We start from the raw sequence: 17,049 nt of genomic DNA, 5'->3' as shown, positions 1-17,049 counted from the left end.
CGAGGCAAACGATGGCGTACCAGGCACGGGGGAGGGACCCCCTTTTCGACAGCAACATGCAGGCGGCGATCGAAAAGCGCGGCAAGGAACTGGCGGGCCTCGGCCTGGTGATACTTGGCCTGATGGCGGCGGCGATGGTCGGGTCCTATACCCCCGACGATCCCAGCTGGCTGTCGGCGACCGATGCCCCGGTGCAGAACTGGATGGGCCGTATCGGCGCATCCATCGCGGCACCGCTGTTCATGATCGTCGGCTGGGGCGCGTGGGGGCTTGCGCTGGTGTTGCTGGTCTGGGGGGTGCGCCTCGCCCTTCATACCGGCGAGGAGCGCGCGTTCTCCCGTATCGTCTTTGCCCCGATCTGGATCGCGCTGTCCGCCGTTTATGCCGCGGGGCAAACGGTTGGCCCGGACTGGAGCCACAGCTTTGGCCTTGGCGGGCTGTTCGGTGACATGATGATGGGCACCGTTCTGGGGGTGCTGCCGATCGGCGCGGGGCTTGGGCTGAAGCTGGTGATGGTGGTGCTGGCGGTGGGCCTGCTGGCGCTCGGAGCCTTTGTGCTGGGCTTTACCCGCGGCGAACTGCGCGGCATCGCGCGGTTTCTGTTGCTGGGCCTTGTGATGGTCTATGCGACCGTGTTGCAGGTCCTGGGGCGCGGAGCAGGGGCGTCGGTCGCGGCGGCACGGCAGATGCAGGCCGCGCAGGCCGACCGTCGCGACCGACGCCGCGCCGAAGAAGCCGAGGCCGCCGCCTGGGCCGCCGCGCAAGCGGCCATCCCCGCGCCGACAACCGCTGGCCGGGCCCGCGCGCAGGCCACCGCGTCCCATGCCCTTCACGCCGATGCGCAGGCACCCGCCCAAACCCGTGTGCGCCGCGCGGACGCCGAAGCTGTCGCCGCCCCCGCGCCGCTGCCGCGTGCACCGCACCCCGCGCCCGCACATCCTGTGCCCGAACTTACGGCAACCCGAGCGCCCGCGCCGGAACCGGACCTGCCGGTCATCGACCCGCGCGACCCGGCGCCGTGGCGCGATCTGCCCGAACCAAAGAAACCCGGCCTGCTGGCCCGCGTCATCAAACGCGTCGATCCAGACCCCGAACCCGAAGACGATCTGTTCGAAACCGAAGCCTGGGGCGAAGAAACGTTCGAGCCGGGCGAAGAGCGCATCCGCGCCAAGATCGCCGATGTGATCCGCGCCCGCCGCCGCGGCGGTCCGATGCCCGAGCCGTCCTTTGTCGCGGACCCGAGCAAGCCGTTGACCAAGGGGCGCGGCCGCCGCCCCGAGCCGCTGATCTGCCGCACCGGGCCCGCCGGGCGCCGTGAACCGCCGGTCACCGCGGCGCAGGTGCAACCGCATCTGCCGCCCGAGCCGCCCTTGTCCGCGACGCCTCCGCTTGCGCAGGCGGCCACCGTACTGGCACGCGCGGCGTCGCCCGCCCCGTCCCGGGGGATTCCACCCGCGCCCGCGCCAAGCGTCCAGCCAGACCCTTCTTTGCCGGAACCTCGCCTGCCGGAATCCGAACTGCCCGAGGATGACTACGCCGACGTCTATGACGAAGACTGGTCCGCGCCGCCCGTCCAGGAACCCGAAGACCCCGCCCCGGCCGAAGAATTCACACCCGCCGAGCATGTGCCGGCGAAATACAAGAAACCTGCCGCGCCGGTGGGGCAGTCGGCCTACGAAAGCCTGCGCGATTTCGACGATTACGGCGATGACGATGTCCAGGGCGCGCAGAACATCTTTCGCGAAACCCGAGACGGCGATCCGGACGCGGACACCTGGGACGACGACGACGCAGGGACTTTCAACCCCGCCGATTACGCCCCGCCGCCCATCATGCGCGGGGGCGTGCAGCCGTCCGAGAGGCTGGACATTCCCGTCGCCCCGCCCAGAAAGGTCGTGCAGCCCGACCTGCGCAAGCCGATGCAGCCCTCCAGGCGCGCCCAGGCCGAGGCGCAGCCCTCGCTCGGGTTCGATGACAGCGGGTCGGGCTACGAACTGCCCCCTCTCGGCCTGCTGGGCAGCCCGGACGGCATCGAACGCCACCATCTGTCCGACGAGGCGCTGGAAGAAAACGCGCGCATGCTGGAAACGGTGCTGGACGATTACGGCGTCAAGGGCGAGATCGTCAGCGTGCGCCCCGGCCCCGTGGTCACCATGTACGAACTCGAACCGGCGCCGGGCCTGAAGGCAAGCCGCGTGATCGGTCTTGCCGATGACATCGCACGCAGCATGTCGGCGCTGTCGGCGCGGGTGTCCACCGTTCCGGGGCGCAGCGTCATCGGCATCGAACTGCCCAATGAAAACCGTGAGATGGTCAGCTTCCGCGAGATCCTGTCCAGCCGCGATTACGGCGATGGCAACCAGAAGCTGCCGCTCGCGCTGGGCAAGGACATCGGCGGCGATGCCATGGTGGCCAACCTTGCGAAAATGCCCCACCTGCTGATCGCGGGCACCACGGGGTCGGGCAAATCCGTCGCGATCAACACCATGATCCTGTCGCTGCTGTACAAGCTGACCCCGGACGATCTGCGCCTTGTGATGATCGACCCGAAGATGCTGGAACTGTCGGTCTATGACGGCATCCCGCACCTGCTTTCGCCCGTGGTGACAGACCCCAAAAAGGCGGTCGTCGCCCTGAAATGGGTCGTGGGCGAGATGGAAGACCGCTATCGCAAGATGTCCAAGATGGGCGTGCGCAACATCGACGGCTATAACGGGCGCGTCGCCGAAGCCCTGAAAAAGGGCGAGATGTTCAGCCGCACGGTGCAGACCGGATTCGATGACGACACGGGCGAGCCGGTGTTCGAGACCGAGGAAATCGAACCCAAGAAGATGCCCTATATCGTCGTCATCGTCGACGAGATGGCCGACCTAATGATGGTCGCTGGCAAGGAAATCGAAGCCTGCATCCAGCGCCTTGCGCAGATGGCACGGGCGTCCGGCATTCACCTGATCATGGCCACGCAGCGCCCATCGGTCGATGTCATCACCGGCACGATCAAGGCGAACTTCCCGACCCGGATCTCGTTCCAGGTGACATCCAAGATTGACAGCCGCACCATCCTTGGGGAGATGGGCGCCGAACAGCTGCTCGGCATGGGCGACATGCTGTATATGGCGGGCGGGGCCAAGATCACCCGCTGTCACGGCCCGTTCGTCTCGGACGAGGAAGTCGAAGAGGTGGTCAACCATCTCAAGGCGTTCGGCCCGCCGGAATATATTGGCGGCGTGGTGCAGGGCCCGGACGAGGAAAAGGCCGACAACATCGACGCCGTGCTGGGGCTGAACACCGGCGGCAACACCGGCGGCGAGGATGCGCTTTACGATCAGGCGGTGGCGATCGTCATCAAGGACCGCAAGTGTTCGACATCCTACATCCAGCGCAAGCTGGGCATCGGCTACAACAAGGCGGCGCGTCTGGTCGAACAGATGGAAGACGAGATGGTCGTGTCTTCGGCCAACCACGTCGGCAAGCGCGAGATTCTGGTGCCCGAGCAGGCCTGATCCTTGATCGCACGGGAAAAAGGCCCCTCCCCCGATGCGGGGAGGGGCCTTTCGTCGGTTACCAGTCCCCCCTCAGAATAACGGAAAATCGAGATGAAGTTTCTTGTCGTACTACTTAGTGCTGTGACGGCCGGTGTAGCTGCCGACGCCGATACCAAGCTCGCGACCTGTGAAATCGATGTCGAGGCGAGTTTCGCCCTCACCTCCGGACGATGTTATTTCAAGCCGCTGGAGAACGGGGACTTCGTCTTCGAGATGCTGGACGGCACCGGAGGTGCCATCGCTCGTGACATTACGACAGGCCCCGTGAGTCTCGCACCCGCCAATCAAAACTCCGGAGAGGGTCGGGGTGTCGACTATTCGATGGGACAGTTCTGGACCAATCTTCCCGGCGAAGGCTTTGATATGGTCCGGATGGGATCGTTGTACCGGGGCGGAGAGAGCCGTCGCTCGGGATGTTGGGGAAATCGCAATTACGAGATCTGCGCGTGGTAGGTCGCGTTAGGGGCGACCTACCATCTGAAGAGGGCGGCTGTCTTCTGCCACAACGGTTTGCTCGTGCCAGAAGACAGGTTGTGCTTATAATACCGACCCAGGAGTCACCGCATCCCGCCCCAGCGCCTCGCCAACCGCAAGATTCGTCAGCTGGCCCGCATGCACGTTCAACCCTTCGGCCAGATGCGGATCGTCCTTGCACGCCTGCCGCCAGCCCTTGCCTGCGAGCGCCAGCACAAAGGGCAGCGTGGCATTGCCAAGCGCGATGGTCGCGGTACGCGGCACCGCGCCGGGCATGTTGGCCACACAGTAATGCCGGATGCCGTCGACCTCGTAGACAGGATCGTCATGGGTGGTTGCGTGCGAGGTCTCGAAACAGCCGCCCTGGTCGATGGCGACATCGACCAGAACCGAGCCGGGCTTCATGTCCGCAAGCATCGCGCGGCTGACCAGCTTGGGCGCGGCGGCGCCGGGGATCAGCACCGCGCCGATCACCATATCCGCCTCGGCCAGCAATTCGGCCAGCGCGCCAGCCGTGGAATAGCGGTTGCGAAAGCCGCCGAACACGTCGTCGAGATAGCGCAGCCGGGGCAGCGAGCGGTCCATGACCGTCACATCGGCGCCCATGCCTGCCGCAATGCGCGCCGCATGGGTGCCGACCACACCGCCGCCCAGCACCAGCACATTTGCCGGCCCGACGCCCGGTACGCCGCCCATCAGCACGCCGCGCCCGCCATTCGCCTTTTGCAACGCCCAGGCGCCCATCTGCGGCGCGAGCCGCCCCGCAACCTCGGACATCGGCGCCAGCAGCGGCAGTCCGCCGCCCGGCGCGGTTACCGTCTCATAGGCGATGCAGGTCGCACCAGACGCGAGCAGATCGTCGGTCTGCGCGGGGTCGGGCGCAAGATGCAGATAGGTGAACAGCAGCTGGCCCGCGCGCAGCATGGCGCGCTCGGGCGCCTGGGGTTCCTTGACCTTGACGATCATCCCGGCCCCCGCAAACACCGCCGCCGCATCGGTGACGATCTGCGCGCCGGCGTTGGTGTAATCCGCATCGTCGAACCCGGCGCCCATCCCGGCCCCCGTCTCGATCAGTACCGCGTGTCCCTGCGCGACAAGCTCGCGCGCGGCGTTGGGGGTCAGGCCCACGCGGTATTCCTGTGGCTTGATCTCTTTGGGGCATCCGACCTTCATGGCAATTCCTCCTCTTTCGTCTCCATCCTGCGCGCCTCGGCTTGCAATTTCCGCGCGGATTTGATGCGTATCGACAAGGAGTCATCGCAGAGGCTTCGACAAAAGACCGTTTTGACGAAAGAAATCGCCATGGAGCTCGACGAGACCGACCGCCGCATCCTGCGGGTGCTGCAAAAACAGGGGCGGATCTCGAATGCCGATCTGTCCGACCAGGTGAACCTGTCGGCCTCGGCCTGCCACCGTCGGGTGCAGCGCCTGGAAACCGATGGCGTGATCCGCGGCTACGTCGCCCTGCTGAACGCCCGGAAGATGGCCGTGCCCACCACGGTTTTTGTCGAAATCACCCTCAGCGCGCAAGCGGACGAGGTGCTGGACGCCTTCGAAAAGGCGGTCGCGCGCATTCCCGACGTGCTGGAATGTCACCTGATGGCGGGCACGGCCGATTACATCCTGAAGGTCGTCGCCGAGGATACCGAGGATTTCGCGCGCATTCACCGCCAGCACCTGACGCGTCTTCCGGGCGTGGCGCAGATGCAATCCAGCTTTGCGCTCAGGACCGTGTTCAAGACCACGGCGCTGCCGGTGTAACCGCGCCGAGGTTGCGCCTGATAAATGTCTGACATACGAATTGTCAGACATTTGCAGGGGCGCGTCATGTGGGACCACATCATCATCGGAGCGGGCAGCGCCGGCTGCGTTCTGGCCAAGCGACTGGTCGAGGCAGGCCGCCGCGTGCTGGTTCTCGAAGCAGGCGGGCGCGACAGCTACCACTGGATTCACATCCCGATGGGGTATCTCTACTGCATCGACAACCCGCGCACCGACTGGTGCTATCGCACCGCGCCAGATCCGGGACTGAACGGGCGGACGCTGATCTATCCGCGCGGCAAGGTGCTGGGGGGGTGTTCTTCGATCAACGGCATGCTTTACCTGCGCGGGCAGGCGGTGGATTACGACGGCTGGCGGCAGATGGGGCTGACCGGATGGGGGTGGGACGACGTGCTGCCGTGGTTCCGGAAATCCGAGGATTTCGTCGAAGGACCAAGCGACTTTCACGGCTCCGGCGGCGAATGGCGGGTGGAGAACCAGCGCCTGCACTGGCCGGTGCTTGACGACTGGATGGACGCGGCCGCGCAGGCGGGAATCCCGAAGGTTACCGATTTCAACACCGGCGACAACGAAGGCGTCGGCTATTTCCGGGTCAACCAGCGTGGCGGCTGGCGGATGAACACCGCCAAGGCGTTCCTGCGCACCACCAAAGGCGACACTCTCAGCGTCAAGACCCGCGCCCATGTGCTGGGACTGATCGTCGAGGGCCGCAAGGTCGTGGGCGTGCGCTACGAACGGGGCGGCACTGCGCATGAGGCCCGCTGCGGCGGCGACGTGATCCTGTCGGCGGGCGCGGTGAACTCGCCGCAGATCCTGCAACTGTCGGGCATCGGTCCTGGTGCGCTGCTGCGCGCACACGGCATCGAGGTGATGCACGACGCGCCGGCTGTCGGCGAGAACCTGCAAGACCACCTGCAACTGCGTTGCGCATGGCGGCTGACCGGGGCGAAAACGCTGAATCAGCTGGCCAATTCGCTGATGGGCAAGATGGCGATCGGGCTGGAATACATGGCGCGGCGTTCGGGACCGATGTCGATGGCTCCCTCCCAGCTCGGGGCCTTTGCCAAATCACGCGAGGGGCTGGACACCCCCGACGTCGAATTCCACGTCCAGCCGTTGTCTCTTGACGCTTTTGGCTCTCCGCTGCACCGCTACCCCGCCATCACCGCCAGCGTCTGCAACCTGCGTCCCGAAAGCCGCGGCAGCATCCGTATCGCATCGAACAATCCGCACGACGCGCCGGTGATCGCCCCCAACTACCTGTCAGCGGCAGCGGATCGCCGCGTCGCGATCGACAGCATCAAGCTGGCACGCCGCGTCATGTCGCAGAACGCCATGGCCAGATACGCCCCCCAGGAAGAAAAACCCGGACCGTCCCACCAGACCGACGAAGACCTCGCCCGCGCCGCCTCGGACATCGGCACCACCATCTTCCACCCCGTCGGGACGGTGCGCATGGGCACCGATGCAGACGCACCACTGGACGGAGAGTGCCGGCTCAAGGGTCTTGACGGTCTGCGCGTGGTGGATGCCAGCGTCATGCCACGCATTGTCAGCGGAAACACCAACGCCCCGACGATCATGATCGCCGAAAAGGCCGCCGACATGATCCTGCGCGCCTGATCCGTTCCGCGCCCGCGGGGGGCACAGCGCCAGCGCCTTCATCTTGCCGGATAAACTCCGGGGGGAGCGCATCGCGCGGGGGGCTGGCCCCCTCTTTTGGCCGGCGGCCCCAATCGAAATCGTGGTCAGTCCTGTTTCGGGGCGTCGTCGTACTGACCCGACAGGATGCGCGCGGCGTTGCCTTCGGGGTCGTCATATTGCTTTGTCCGCACTGTGATGACGAAAAACACCAGCCCCGCGCCGCCAAGGACCAGCGAAATCGGAATCAGATAAAGCAGGATGGTCATGACAGGCCCTTCCGTCGCTATTTCAGCCGCAAAGCGTTCAGCGATACGGTAATCGACGATGCCGACATCGCCAATGCGGCAATCAGCGGCGAACACAGTCCCGCGATCGCCAGCGGAACGGCGATGACGTTGTACCATGTGGCGATGCCGAAATTCTGACGGATGCGGCGCGTGGCCTGCGCGGCGGTCCCCAGCGCGTCCGGGATCGGTGCCAGCGATGTGCCAAGCAGCACGATGTCGGACGCCACCCGCGCGGCATCCAGCGCCGACGCGGGTGAGATCGACACATGCGCCGAGGCAAGCGCCGCCGTGTCGTTCAACCCGTCGCCCACCATCAGCACCTTCGCGCCCGCATCGCTCAGCGTCTTGACGCGGGCGGCCTTGTCCTGGGGCAGGGCCTCGGCGGTCCATTGCGGGATGGCCAGCCGACGGGCCAGCGCCTCGACGGCGGCGGGGGTGTCGCCGGACATCAGGATCACCCGCTTGCCGGTGGCGATCAGGCCCGCGACGGCCTCTTGCGCGCCGGCGCGCAGCGTGTCGGCAAAGGTCACCGCCTGTGCCGGGCCGTCGCCGACCCGCAGCCAGGCCGCGGTCAGATCGGTGTGGCCGCCCCCGACCCAGGCCGAACGTCCCAGCCGCACCATCTGCCCCTGCCACAACCCTTGTGTGCCGTGGCCCGGCACCTCGGTCACGTCGCTCAGGGTGGCAGGGGCGATACCACGCGCGGTCAGCGCAGCGGTCAGCGAGACCGACAGCGGATGCGCCGACCCCTGCGCCAGCGCCAGCGCGATTTCAAGATCGCGGCGCGAGAAATCATCGGCGTTGATGACCTCGGGGGTGCCCGACGTCAGCGTGCCGGTCTTGTCGAACACCACCGTGTCGACCTCGGCCAGTCGTTCCAGCGCGGTGCCGTGCTTTATCAGCAGGCCCTTGCGGAACAACCGACCCGAGGCCGCCGTGGTCACCGCCGGTACCGCCAGCCCCAGCGCGCAGGGACAGGTGATGATCAGCACCGCCGCCGCGATGTTCAGCGCGACGCGGAAATCCCGGGTCCACAGGAACCACCCCGCAAAAGCCAGCGCCGACAGGATATGCACGCCCGGCGCGTATAGTTTTGCCGCCTTGTCGGCCAGCGGAGTGTAATTTGCCCGCCCCGATTCCGCCACGGCCACCAGATCCGCCATGCGATGCAGCGACGTGTCGCGCCCGACGGCTGTGGCGCGCACCACCAGCGGGCCGGTCAGGTTCACCTCGCCCGCGCTGACGGCGGTGCCGGGGGCCGCAAACACCGGCAGGGTTTCGCCGGTCAGCAACGACCGGTCCAGTTCCGACTGGCCTTGGGTGATCTCGCCATCCACCGGCATCCGGGCGCCGGGGCGCACGCGCAGCAGATCGCCCGCGCGCAGATCGGCTATGGGCACCTGTTCGTCGCCCTCCACCGTCAGGCGCCAGGCGCGCGGCACCTCCAGGGCGGCGAGTTCTTCCGCGGCAGAGCGCGCGATGGACCGGGTGCGATGGTCCAGATAACGCCCCGTCAGCAGAAAGAAGGTCAGCGCGATGGCCGCGTCGAAATAGGCGTGTTCGCCCGACAACGAGGTTTCCCAGACCGATGTGACGATGGCCAGCAGGATCGCCAGCGAAATCGGCACGTCCATGTTCAGCCGCCCCGCCCGCAGCGCGCCCCAGGCGCTGCGAAAAAAGATCTGCCCGGAAAAGGCGATGGTGGGCAGGGTGATCGCGGCCGAGATCCAGTGGAACATGTCGCGCGTCGGCCCCGTCGCCCCCGACCAGACCGAAATCGACAACAGCATGACGTTCATCATCGCGAAGCCTGCGACCGCGAGACGCATCAGCAAGTCGCGCCCCGCACGGTCGGTCTGCGTGGCCGACAGGGCGCCCGCGTCGAGTTCATGCGCCTCGTACCCCGCATCGCGAAGCACCGGGATCAGATCGTCGGCGGCAAGCGCCGCGTCGGCCTCGATGCTGACGCGCTTCATGGTAAGGTTGACCCGCGCCGCATGCACGCCGGGCACCTGTGCCAGCGCCTCTTCGACGGCGCGCATGCAATTGGCGCAGTGAATGGTCGGGAGCGACAGCACCAGCCGCGCGTCTTTTGGCGCAACCTCGGCCAGCGCCTCGGCGGCAGGCGCGGCGGCACAGGCCGGGCAGGCAGACATCTGCGGGCGCATCGCGGCGGTCATGTCTGTTCCCCGGCGTTAGCGGACGCGCAGCGACAGACGCTGCTGAAAGGCCGTGCCATCGAACGCCTCGGCGGTCAGCCAGACGTTCCAGTAGCCGGTCGCCAGCGGATCATCGGCGGTATAGGCGCGCCCGTCGAAGGTGAAATCGGGCGTGCGGTCGTCGCGCGAACTGGTGGTGCGCCCGACCTTGGCGCTTAGCGTTCTGGGCTGCACCGGATAGCCCTTGGCATCGGTGATGGCAAGCACGATCTGCCCGTCGATTGCCTGGGCATCGACCGTCCAGCCAAGCGCCTCCTGCGCGGCGCGGCGGTCGTCGAAGGTCTGGCTTGCAACGTAGGAATTGGCAACCTCAAGCCCCGGAAAGGTGGCGACGGCGTTCCAGGCCAGTGCCAGGTTCACGCCGATGATAACCGCAAAGGCGCCCACGAAGATCGCCAGCACATGCCAGCCGTTCAGTCGGAAATCGCGTGTCATGTCAGTTGTCCCGTCCGTTGAACACCGTGTCCCTGGTGGCGGTGTTGCCGTTGGTGGTGTCTTCGAGTCGCAGGACGAACTCTGTACGTTCGTTCTGGGCCTCGGGTGTCGCGCGCGGCGCGGTCACATAGACGCGTTGCAGATACGTCTCGTTGGCGGGCACCTCCACGACCAGATCGTCCTCGCCTTCAAGCGTGATCGTCAGATCGCTGTTGCCGTCAATGGACAGGGCATAGGGGCGATCCTCGCCGTGCTTGTTGCGCAGGCGTACGTCATAGGTGTTGCGGATCGACCCGTCCGACAGCACCACGAAGGTCGGGTTGCGCACCGGGGCCACGGTCATTTCCACATCCGGGCGCAGGAACAGCGCGATCACAAGGCCGACCCCCACCAGCGACCACAGCGCGGTATAGACGATGACACGGGGCCGGAACACATGCGCCCAGATCGGGCGCGGCGTGTGGCCCGCCCTTTCGCGGGGTTCATCCGAAAGGGCAAGGTAGTCAATCAGCCCACGCGGCTTGCCGATCCGGGCCATGACGTCGTCGCAGGCGTCGATGCACAGCCCGCAGGTGATGCAGGCCAGCTGCTGGCCATCGCGGATGTCGATCCCCATCGGGCAGACATTGACGCAGGCCTGGCAGTCGATGCAATCGCCAAGGGCTTCGGCGCCGTCCGCCTTGCGGTGCTTGCCGCGCGGCTCCCCCCGCCAGTCGCGGTAACCGACGGTCAGGGTGTCTTCGTCCATCATCGCGGCCTGAATGCGTGGCCAGGGACAGGCGTAGATGCAGATCTGTTCGCGGGCAAACCCGCCGAAGGCAAAGGTGGTCGCGGTCAGCACAAGGATCGTGGTATAGGCGACCGGCCCCGCCTGTCCCGTCACGAGGTTGCGCAGCAAGGTCGGCGCGTCGGTGAAATAGAACACCCAGGCCCCGCCCGTCGCCAGCGCGATCAGCAGCCACGCCACCCATTTGGTCAGGCGCAGCCGCGCCTTGCGGACATCCCATTTCTTTTGACGATGCAGACGCAGGCGGGCGTTGCGATCGCCTTCGATCCAGCGTTCGACAAGGATGAACAGGTCGGTCCAGACGGTTTGCGGGCAGGCATAGCCGCACCAGACCCGCCCCAGCGCCGAGGTGAACAGGAACAGACCCAGTCCCGCCATCACCAGCAAGCCGGCGACGAAATAGAATTCATGCGGCCAGATGTCGATGAAGAAGAAGAAAAACCGCCGGTTGGCCAGATCCAGCAGCACCGCCTGATCGGGCATCGCCGGCCCGCGATCCCAGCGCAGCCAGGGCAGGATGTAGTAGATGCCCAGCATCAGCGCCAGCAGCCACCATTTCAGGTTGCGAAAGGGCCCGCTGATGCGACGCGGAAAGATCGGCTCGCGCGCTTCGTAAAGGGATGGGGCAGAGGGTTGGGTGTCGGCCACGGGTGAATCGCTCCGGGTTCAGTGCCTGTCTGAGGGGTCTTGTGGAACGGGGGCCGTGGACGGGCTTTGATATGCATCAATTACTATATCGTGGATGAAGCTTTTGCGGCCTCGCGCCGCAGCCACGATACGAAGTGTCGCAGGGGCGGGCGCAGCACGCCGGGCCGGGTAACCACCCAGTAGCCTTTTTTGCGCGAATCCTCGAACAGCAGACGGACCCGACCGGCGGCGATGTCGGGCTCGACGAAAAGACGCGCGGTGATGGCGACGCCGTGCCCCTGGCGGGCGGCCTCAATCATCAGGTTGCCGGGCAGGCCGGTCATGCCGTGGCTGCAATCGCGTTCGATGCCGTGTTCGGCGAACCAGTCGGTCGCCTCGTTTGTGCCCAGCTCCTGAAGCCAGGGAAAACGGCGCAGGTCGGCGGGGGTGTCGATGCGGCAATCCCCGACAAGCGAGGCGGCGGCGACCACCGCGATGGGCGATTGCACCAGAAGTTCCGCATCCAGACCGGGCCAGTCGCCGTTGCCATAGCGGATCGCCACGTCGAGCCCGCCCGGTTCGATCGTGCGCAGCCCGGCGGACGGGTCGATGGTCAGGCTGATTTCGGGATGTCTGGCGCGAAAGGCGGGCAGGCGGGGCATCAGCCAGGCCGCCGCGAAGCCGGGAGTGGCCGAAATTTCCAGCGTGCGCCCCGCATCGCGCCCGGTCAGTTCGTCGGTGATGCGCACCATGGCGCCAAAACCATCCAGCAGCGCCTCGGCCAGCCTCTCTCCGTCGTCGGTCAGCACCATGCGCCGCCCCTGCCGATCCAGCAGTGCAAGGCCCAGACGGGTTTCAAGGTTACGGATCTGCTGGCTGATCGCCGCGTGGCTGACGCCAAGCGCCGTGCCCGCCTTTTCGACAGAGCGGTGTTCGGCATAGGCGGCAAAGGCACGCAGCGCCGACAGCGGGGGAAGTTTGCGCCAGTCCATGCTGCTCCTTGTTAGCTGTGCTTACATGTTCGCAGGCTTCCTGACTCGCCTGAATCGCGTCTTCGATCAATAATCAATGCATCAATCCCGCATAGTGGAGAAAGAAGATGCTTGGAATTCTTGCCAGAGCTTTCATGACAGCCAGCCGCAACGCAGAGATCGAGGCGTGTGACCGGCGCTGGGCCCCGGTGTCGCGCGCCCGCGAAGAACAACGGTTGGACCGCTTTCGCACCGACGCGCGGTTGCGTTGATCGCATGCGTCAGGCCGATGTGCGGAAAGATGGAACGAAGTTTATCTATTCGCATGACAGGCCTTGATCAAAGCCGGTTCCCCACCATACTCAGATCATACCTTATGTGTTCGGCGTGCGAACCGGACATGAGAATAACGCCGGTGCCCATGGTGGTCGCGCTGCTCGTCTTGCGCATCAGCAGGGGCACCGGCGTTGGCCTTTCCGCCAATGCCCGCGCGTGCATAGGGGGCCTGCACGAGGGGGCCGAATGCGAAGCCGGGTTTTGCGCGGCGCAGCTTGAAAACGTTTCGGGAAAGGTTTTGGAAAAGCCCCGTGCCATCAGGCCCGGAGCTTTTATGTTCGGGCCTGTTACTCGGCCACCTCGCCCCCGCCCAGACCGTGCACATAGGTCGTGACGGCGCGGATTTCAGCCTCGCTCAGCTCTGCGCCACCCATCGGGGGCATCACCCCGAAACGGGCATTGTGCACGGTTTCGTGGATCGAAGCGTAATCGCCACCGTATAGCCAGATCGCGTCGGTCAGGTTCGGAGCGCCCTGCCAGCGATCACCGGTGCCGTCCTCGGTGTGGCAGGACGCGCAGTTGATGTCGAACACCTCGGCGCCGGCGGCAACAAGATCGGGCGAGGGCGGGGTTTCGCCCGACAGCGTCATCACGAAATTGGTGACCTGTTCGATTTCCTCTTGGGAAAGCAGATCGTCCCGGCCAAAGGCGGGCATTTCGGAATACCGCGCATCGGGGTCCTGTTCGTTTCGGATGCCGTGGCTGACGGTGAAGTGGATGTCTTCCATCGTGCCGCCCCAAAGCCAGTCGTCGTCCAGCAGGTTGGGATACCCCACCGCGCCCGCGGCACCCGACCCGTGGCATTGCGCGCACCAGGTGCGGAACACCGCGCCACCCGCGTTCTGGGCGTAGGTGTTCAGTTCGGGATCGCCCGCAATCGCGTCAAGATCGACCGAGGCAAGCTGGTCGTTGATCGGTGCCAGCCCGGCGGCGTGATCGACGATGGCCTGCTCGACGTTGCCGCGCGTCGACCAGCCCAAAAGGCCTGCCGTCGCCGTTCGCACGCCCGGCCAGGCCGGGTAGGCGATGGAATAGCCGATGCCCCAGACGATGGAGGCGTAAAAGATCATCAGCCACCATTTGGGAAGCGGCTTGTTGTATTCTTCGATGCCGTCCCAGGAATGGCCGGTGGTTTCAAAGTCCTTGTCGTCGTTTTTCTTGTGCTCACTCATGTCCCGTGTCCCTCAATCCTGGCCGCCGCTGGCGGCGTTGGCGGGGGCGCCCCGGTGGGGCGCTGATACGTCATTCCTGGCGGAGGCCGCCGCTGGTCTGTCTTCGTTGCGAAACAGCACGGTCGCCGCGTCGTGATGCGCCTTGCGGCTGCCGGGGCGCAGGGCCCAGACGATCACGCCGATGAAGAACACGAACATCGCCAGCAAACCCCAGCTGTCCGCAAAATGTCGAAGCGCCGAATAGGTGTCATGCATGTCAGCCCCCTTACCGGCTTGCGACCGGCTCGAAGGTCGAGAAATCGACCAGCGTGCCGAGCATCTGAAGATAGGCGATCAGAGCGTCCAGTTCCGAAATCCCCGGAGCGCCGTCGAAATTGCGCACATTGGTGGTTTCGCCGTAGCGTTCCAGCAGGCCGTCGTAATCCCGATCCGGGTCCGCCTGGGACAGGAAATCGGTCTGGCCGGCCTCGATCATCTCGTCGGTGTAGGGCACGCCGACGAATTGATGCGTGCTCATCAGATCCTGGATGTGTTCGCCTTCGATCAGCGTGGCTTCGAGAAAGCCGTATTTGGGCATCACCGATTCCGGCACGACCGATTGCGGGTTGCGCAGGTGATCGACGTGCCAGTTGTCGGAATAACGCCCGCCCACGCGGGCCAGATCCGGCCCGGTGCGTTTCGAGCCCCACTGGAACGGGTGGTCGTATTGCGATTCCGCCGCGAGACTGTAGTGGCCATAGCGTTCGACCTCATCGCGCATCGGGCGGATCATCTGGCTGTGGCAGACATAACAGCCCTCGCGGATGTAGATGTCGCGCCCGGCCAGTTCCAGCGGGGTGTAGGGGCGCATGCCCTCGACATCCTCGATGGTGTTTTCCAGGTAGAACAGCGGCACGATCTGCACCAGCCCGCCGATGGTCACCACGAGGAAGGCAAAGATCGCCAGCAGCGAAATGTTGCGTTCCAGGACACCGTGTTTTTCAAGAATTCCCATGATCTCGGCTCTCCTTATTCGGCCGGGTGGGCATGAGCCGCGGCGGCGGATGCTTCGACAGCAGGCGCACGTTTCACGGTCATCCAGAGGTTGTAGCACATGATCACACCCCCAGCGACGTAGAGCAGGCCACCCAGGGCGCGCACGACATACATCGGGAATTTGGCGGATACGGTGTCGGCAAAGCTGTTCACGAGGAAGCCGTTGGCGTCGACTTCGCGCCACATCAGGCCTTCCATGATGCCGGTCACCCACATCGAGGCGGCGTAAAGCACGATACCGATGGTGGCGAGCCAGAAGTGCCAGCTGACAAGGCTCAGGCTATACAGCCGCTGACGGTTCCACAGGCGCGGGGTCAGGAAATACAGCGCGCCGAATGTGATCATGCCGTTCCAGCCAAGCGCGCCGGAATGAACGTGACCGATGGTCCAGTCGGTGTAATGGCTCAGCGAGTTCACCGCACGGATCGACATCATCGGGCCTTCGAAGGTCGACATGCCGTAAAAGCCGACCGAGATCACCAGCATCCGCATGATGGGGTCGGTGCGCAGCTTGTCCCAGGCCCCCGACAGCGTCATCAGACCGTTGATCATCCCGCCCCAGGACGGCATCCACAGCACGATGGAAAACACCATACCAAGGGTCGACGCCCAGTCGGGCAGGGCGGTGTAATGCAAATGGTGCGGACCGGCCCAGATGTAGATAAAGATCAGCGCCCAGAAGTGCACGATCGACAGCTTGTAGCTGAAAATCGGGCGTTCGGCCTGCTTGGGGACGAAATAATACATCATGCCAAGGAAACCGGCGGTCAGGAAAAAGCCCACCGCGTTATGGCCGTACCACCACTGCGTCATGGCATCCTGCACGCCCGAAAACACCTGCACCGATTTCGATCCCCAGATCGACACGGGAATGCTGAGGTTGTTGAACACATGCAGCATGGCGACGGTGATGATGAACGAAAGGTAGAACCAGTTGGCCACATAGATGTGGGGTTCCTTGCGCTTGACGATGGTGCCGACGAAAACCGCCAGATAGGCAAGCCAGACGATGGTCAGCCACAGGTCGACGTACCATTCGGGTTCGGCGTATTCCTTGGACTGGGTGCCGCCAAGGATATAGCCGGTGGCCGCAAGCACGATGAACAGGTTGTAGCCCCAGAACACGAACCAAGCGAGGTTGCCCCCCCAAAGGCGCGCCGCGCTTGTGCGCTGCACCACATAGAACGACGTACAGATCAACGCATTGCCGCCAAAGGCAAAGATCACCGCCGAAGTGTGCAGTGGGCGCAGACGCCCAAAGTTCATGTAGCCCTGCGCCCAGTCGAAATTCAGCGCCGGAAAGGCAAGCTGGGCCGCGATGAACGTCCCCGCAAGAAAACCGACCACGCCCCAGAAGCCCGTGGCGATCACGCCGTAGCGGATCACGCCGTCCATATACGAGGTTTCCAGCACCCTCGCGGGTACGGGTTCGTCGGTTCTGCGCAGCGTCCACAGGAACATGCCCGCCGCCACCAGAAAAATCAGGATGGCGTGTACCATGTAAGCCAGATCGCGTGCGTAATTGGCGGCGATCAGCGCGAAGACCGCGACCACCCCAAGCACGATCAGCCTGAAATAATTGATCATTGTTCGTCCCTTCGTCTGACTCGCACGATTCGGGTGCCGCGCGAGCGGTTTTAGACTGCTCCGGGTTAATGGGCATTCGCCGGGACTTGCTCCTTGATCTGTATCAAGGCTTTCACATCGAACCCTTGCGCATGGTCAAGGTGCGTCC

The 17,049-nt window shown here is 65.0% G+C and carries 14 protein-coding genes; 4 read left to right on the top strand and 10 right to left on the bottom strand.

The window, feature by feature from the left end; translation table 11 throughout:
- The first annotated feature begins 11 nt into the window (after positions 1-11).
- Both ATI53_RS07675 and ATI53_RS07670 read left to right on the top strand, forming a co-directional pair.
- Complete coding sequence (locus ATI53_RS07675) at positions 12-3,503, top strand: DNA translocase FtsK (protein ID WP_111550113.1); 3,492 nt, start codon at positions 12-14, stop codon at positions 3,501-3,503.
- A gap of 93 nt (positions 3,504-3,596) precedes the next feature.
- Complete coding sequence (locus ATI53_RS07670; RefSeq protein WP_111550112.1) at positions 3,597-3,998, top strand: hypothetical protein; 402 nt, start codon at positions 3,597-3,599, stop codon at positions 3,996-3,998.
- An 84-nt stretch (positions 3,999-4,082) separates the two neighbouring features.
- On the opposite strand, the gene ald is transcribed toward ATI53_RS07670, so the two are convergent.
- A complete protein-coding gene (gene ald / locus ATI53_RS07665; RefSeq protein WP_111550111.1) occupies positions 4,083-5,192 on the bottom strand; it encodes an alanine dehydrogenase in 1,110 nt (369 codons plus the stop codon).
- 129 nt (positions 5,193-5,321) lie between these two features.
- Here ald and ATI53_RS07660 point away from each other — a divergent pair, with 129 nt between their 5' ends.
- Entirely contained in the window at positions 5,322-5,780 is a 459-nt protein-coding gene (locus ATI53_RS07660; protein ID WP_009502459.1) for an Lrp/AsnC family transcriptional regulator, read from the top strand.
- Positions 5,781-5,846: 66 nt separating this feature from the next.
- Positions 5,847-7,424, top strand: a complete 1,578-nt coding sequence (locus ATI53_RS07655) for a GMC family oxidoreductase (protein WP_111550110.1) — start codon at positions 5,847-5,849, stop codon at positions 7,422-7,424.
- 125 nt (positions 7,425-7,549) lie between these two features.
- On the opposite strand, the gene ccoS is transcribed toward ATI53_RS07655, so the two are convergent.
- From ccoS to ccoN, 9 genes are all read right to left on the bottom strand, one after another.
- Positions 7,550-7,711, bottom strand: a complete 162-nt coding sequence (ccoS, locus tag ATI53_RS07650; RefSeq protein WP_009502457.1) for a cbb3-type cytochrome oxidase assembly protein CcoS — start codon at positions 7,709-7,711, stop codon at positions 7,550-7,552.
- Positions 7,712-7,728: 17 nt separating this feature from the next.
- Positions 7,729-9,912: a heavy metal translocating P-type ATPase gene (locus ATI53_RS07645; protein WP_009502456.1), complete on the bottom strand. Its 2,184-nt coding sequence runs from the start codon at positions 9,910-9,912 to the stop codon at positions 7,729-7,731.
- Positions 9,913-9,927: 15 nt separating this feature from the next.
- Entirely contained in the window at positions 9,928-10,386 is a 459-nt protein-coding gene (locus ATI53_RS07640) for a FixH family protein (RefSeq protein WP_111550109.1), read from the bottom strand.
- 1 nt (position 10,387) lies between these two features.
- Entirely contained in the window at positions 10,388-11,821 is a 1,434-nt protein-coding gene (ccoG, locus tag ATI53_RS07635; protein ID WP_009502454.1) for a cytochrome c oxidase accessory protein CcoG, read from the bottom strand.
- Between the two features lie 83 nt (positions 11,822-11,904).
- On the bottom strand, positions 11,905-12,792 hold the full coding sequence (locus ATI53_RS07630) for a LysR substrate-binding domain-containing protein (RefSeq protein ID WP_009502453.1): 888 nt from the start codon (positions 12,790-12,792) through the stop codon (positions 11,905-11,907).
- 602 nt (positions 12,793-13,394) lie between these two features.
- Positions 13,395-14,279, bottom strand: coding sequence for a cytochrome-c oxidase, cbb3-type subunit III (gene ccoP / locus ATI53_RS07625; RefSeq protein WP_009502450.1), 885 nt, complete (start codon positions 14,277-14,279; stop codon positions 13,395-13,397).
- A gap of 12 nt (positions 14,280-14,291) precedes the next feature.
- Entirely contained in the window at positions 14,292-14,534 is a 243-nt protein-coding gene (locus ATI53_RS07620) for a CcoQ/FixQ family Cbb3-type cytochrome c oxidase assembly chaperone (RefSeq protein ID WP_009502449.1), read from the bottom strand.
- A gap of 10 nt (positions 14,535-14,544) precedes the next feature.
- Positions 14,545-15,273 carry a cytochrome-c oxidase, cbb3-type subunit II gene (ccoO, locus tag ATI53_RS07615; protein WP_009502448.1) on the bottom strand — a complete coding sequence of 243 codons (729 nt, stop codon included), beginning with the start codon at positions 15,271-15,273 and terminating at the stop codon, positions 14,545-14,547.
- Between the two features lie 14 nt (positions 15,274-15,287).
- Positions 15,288-16,901 (bottom strand): cytochrome-c oxidase, cbb3-type subunit I, encoded by a 1,614-nt coding sequence (gene ccoN, locus ATI53_RS07610; RefSeq protein WP_009502447.1) that lies wholly within the window; start codon positions 16,899-16,901, stop codon positions 15,288-15,290.
- Positions 16,902-17,049 lie beyond the last annotated feature (148 nt).

This window comes from Salipiger aestuarii, assembly GCF_003259905.1.
Classification (GTDB): Bacteria; Pseudomonadota; Alphaproteobacteria; order Rhodobacterales; family Rhodobacteraceae; genus Salipiger; species Salipiger aestuarii.
Note: the sequence above shows the minus strand (reverse complement) of the source record. Positions and strands in the feature narration are given on the sequence as shown.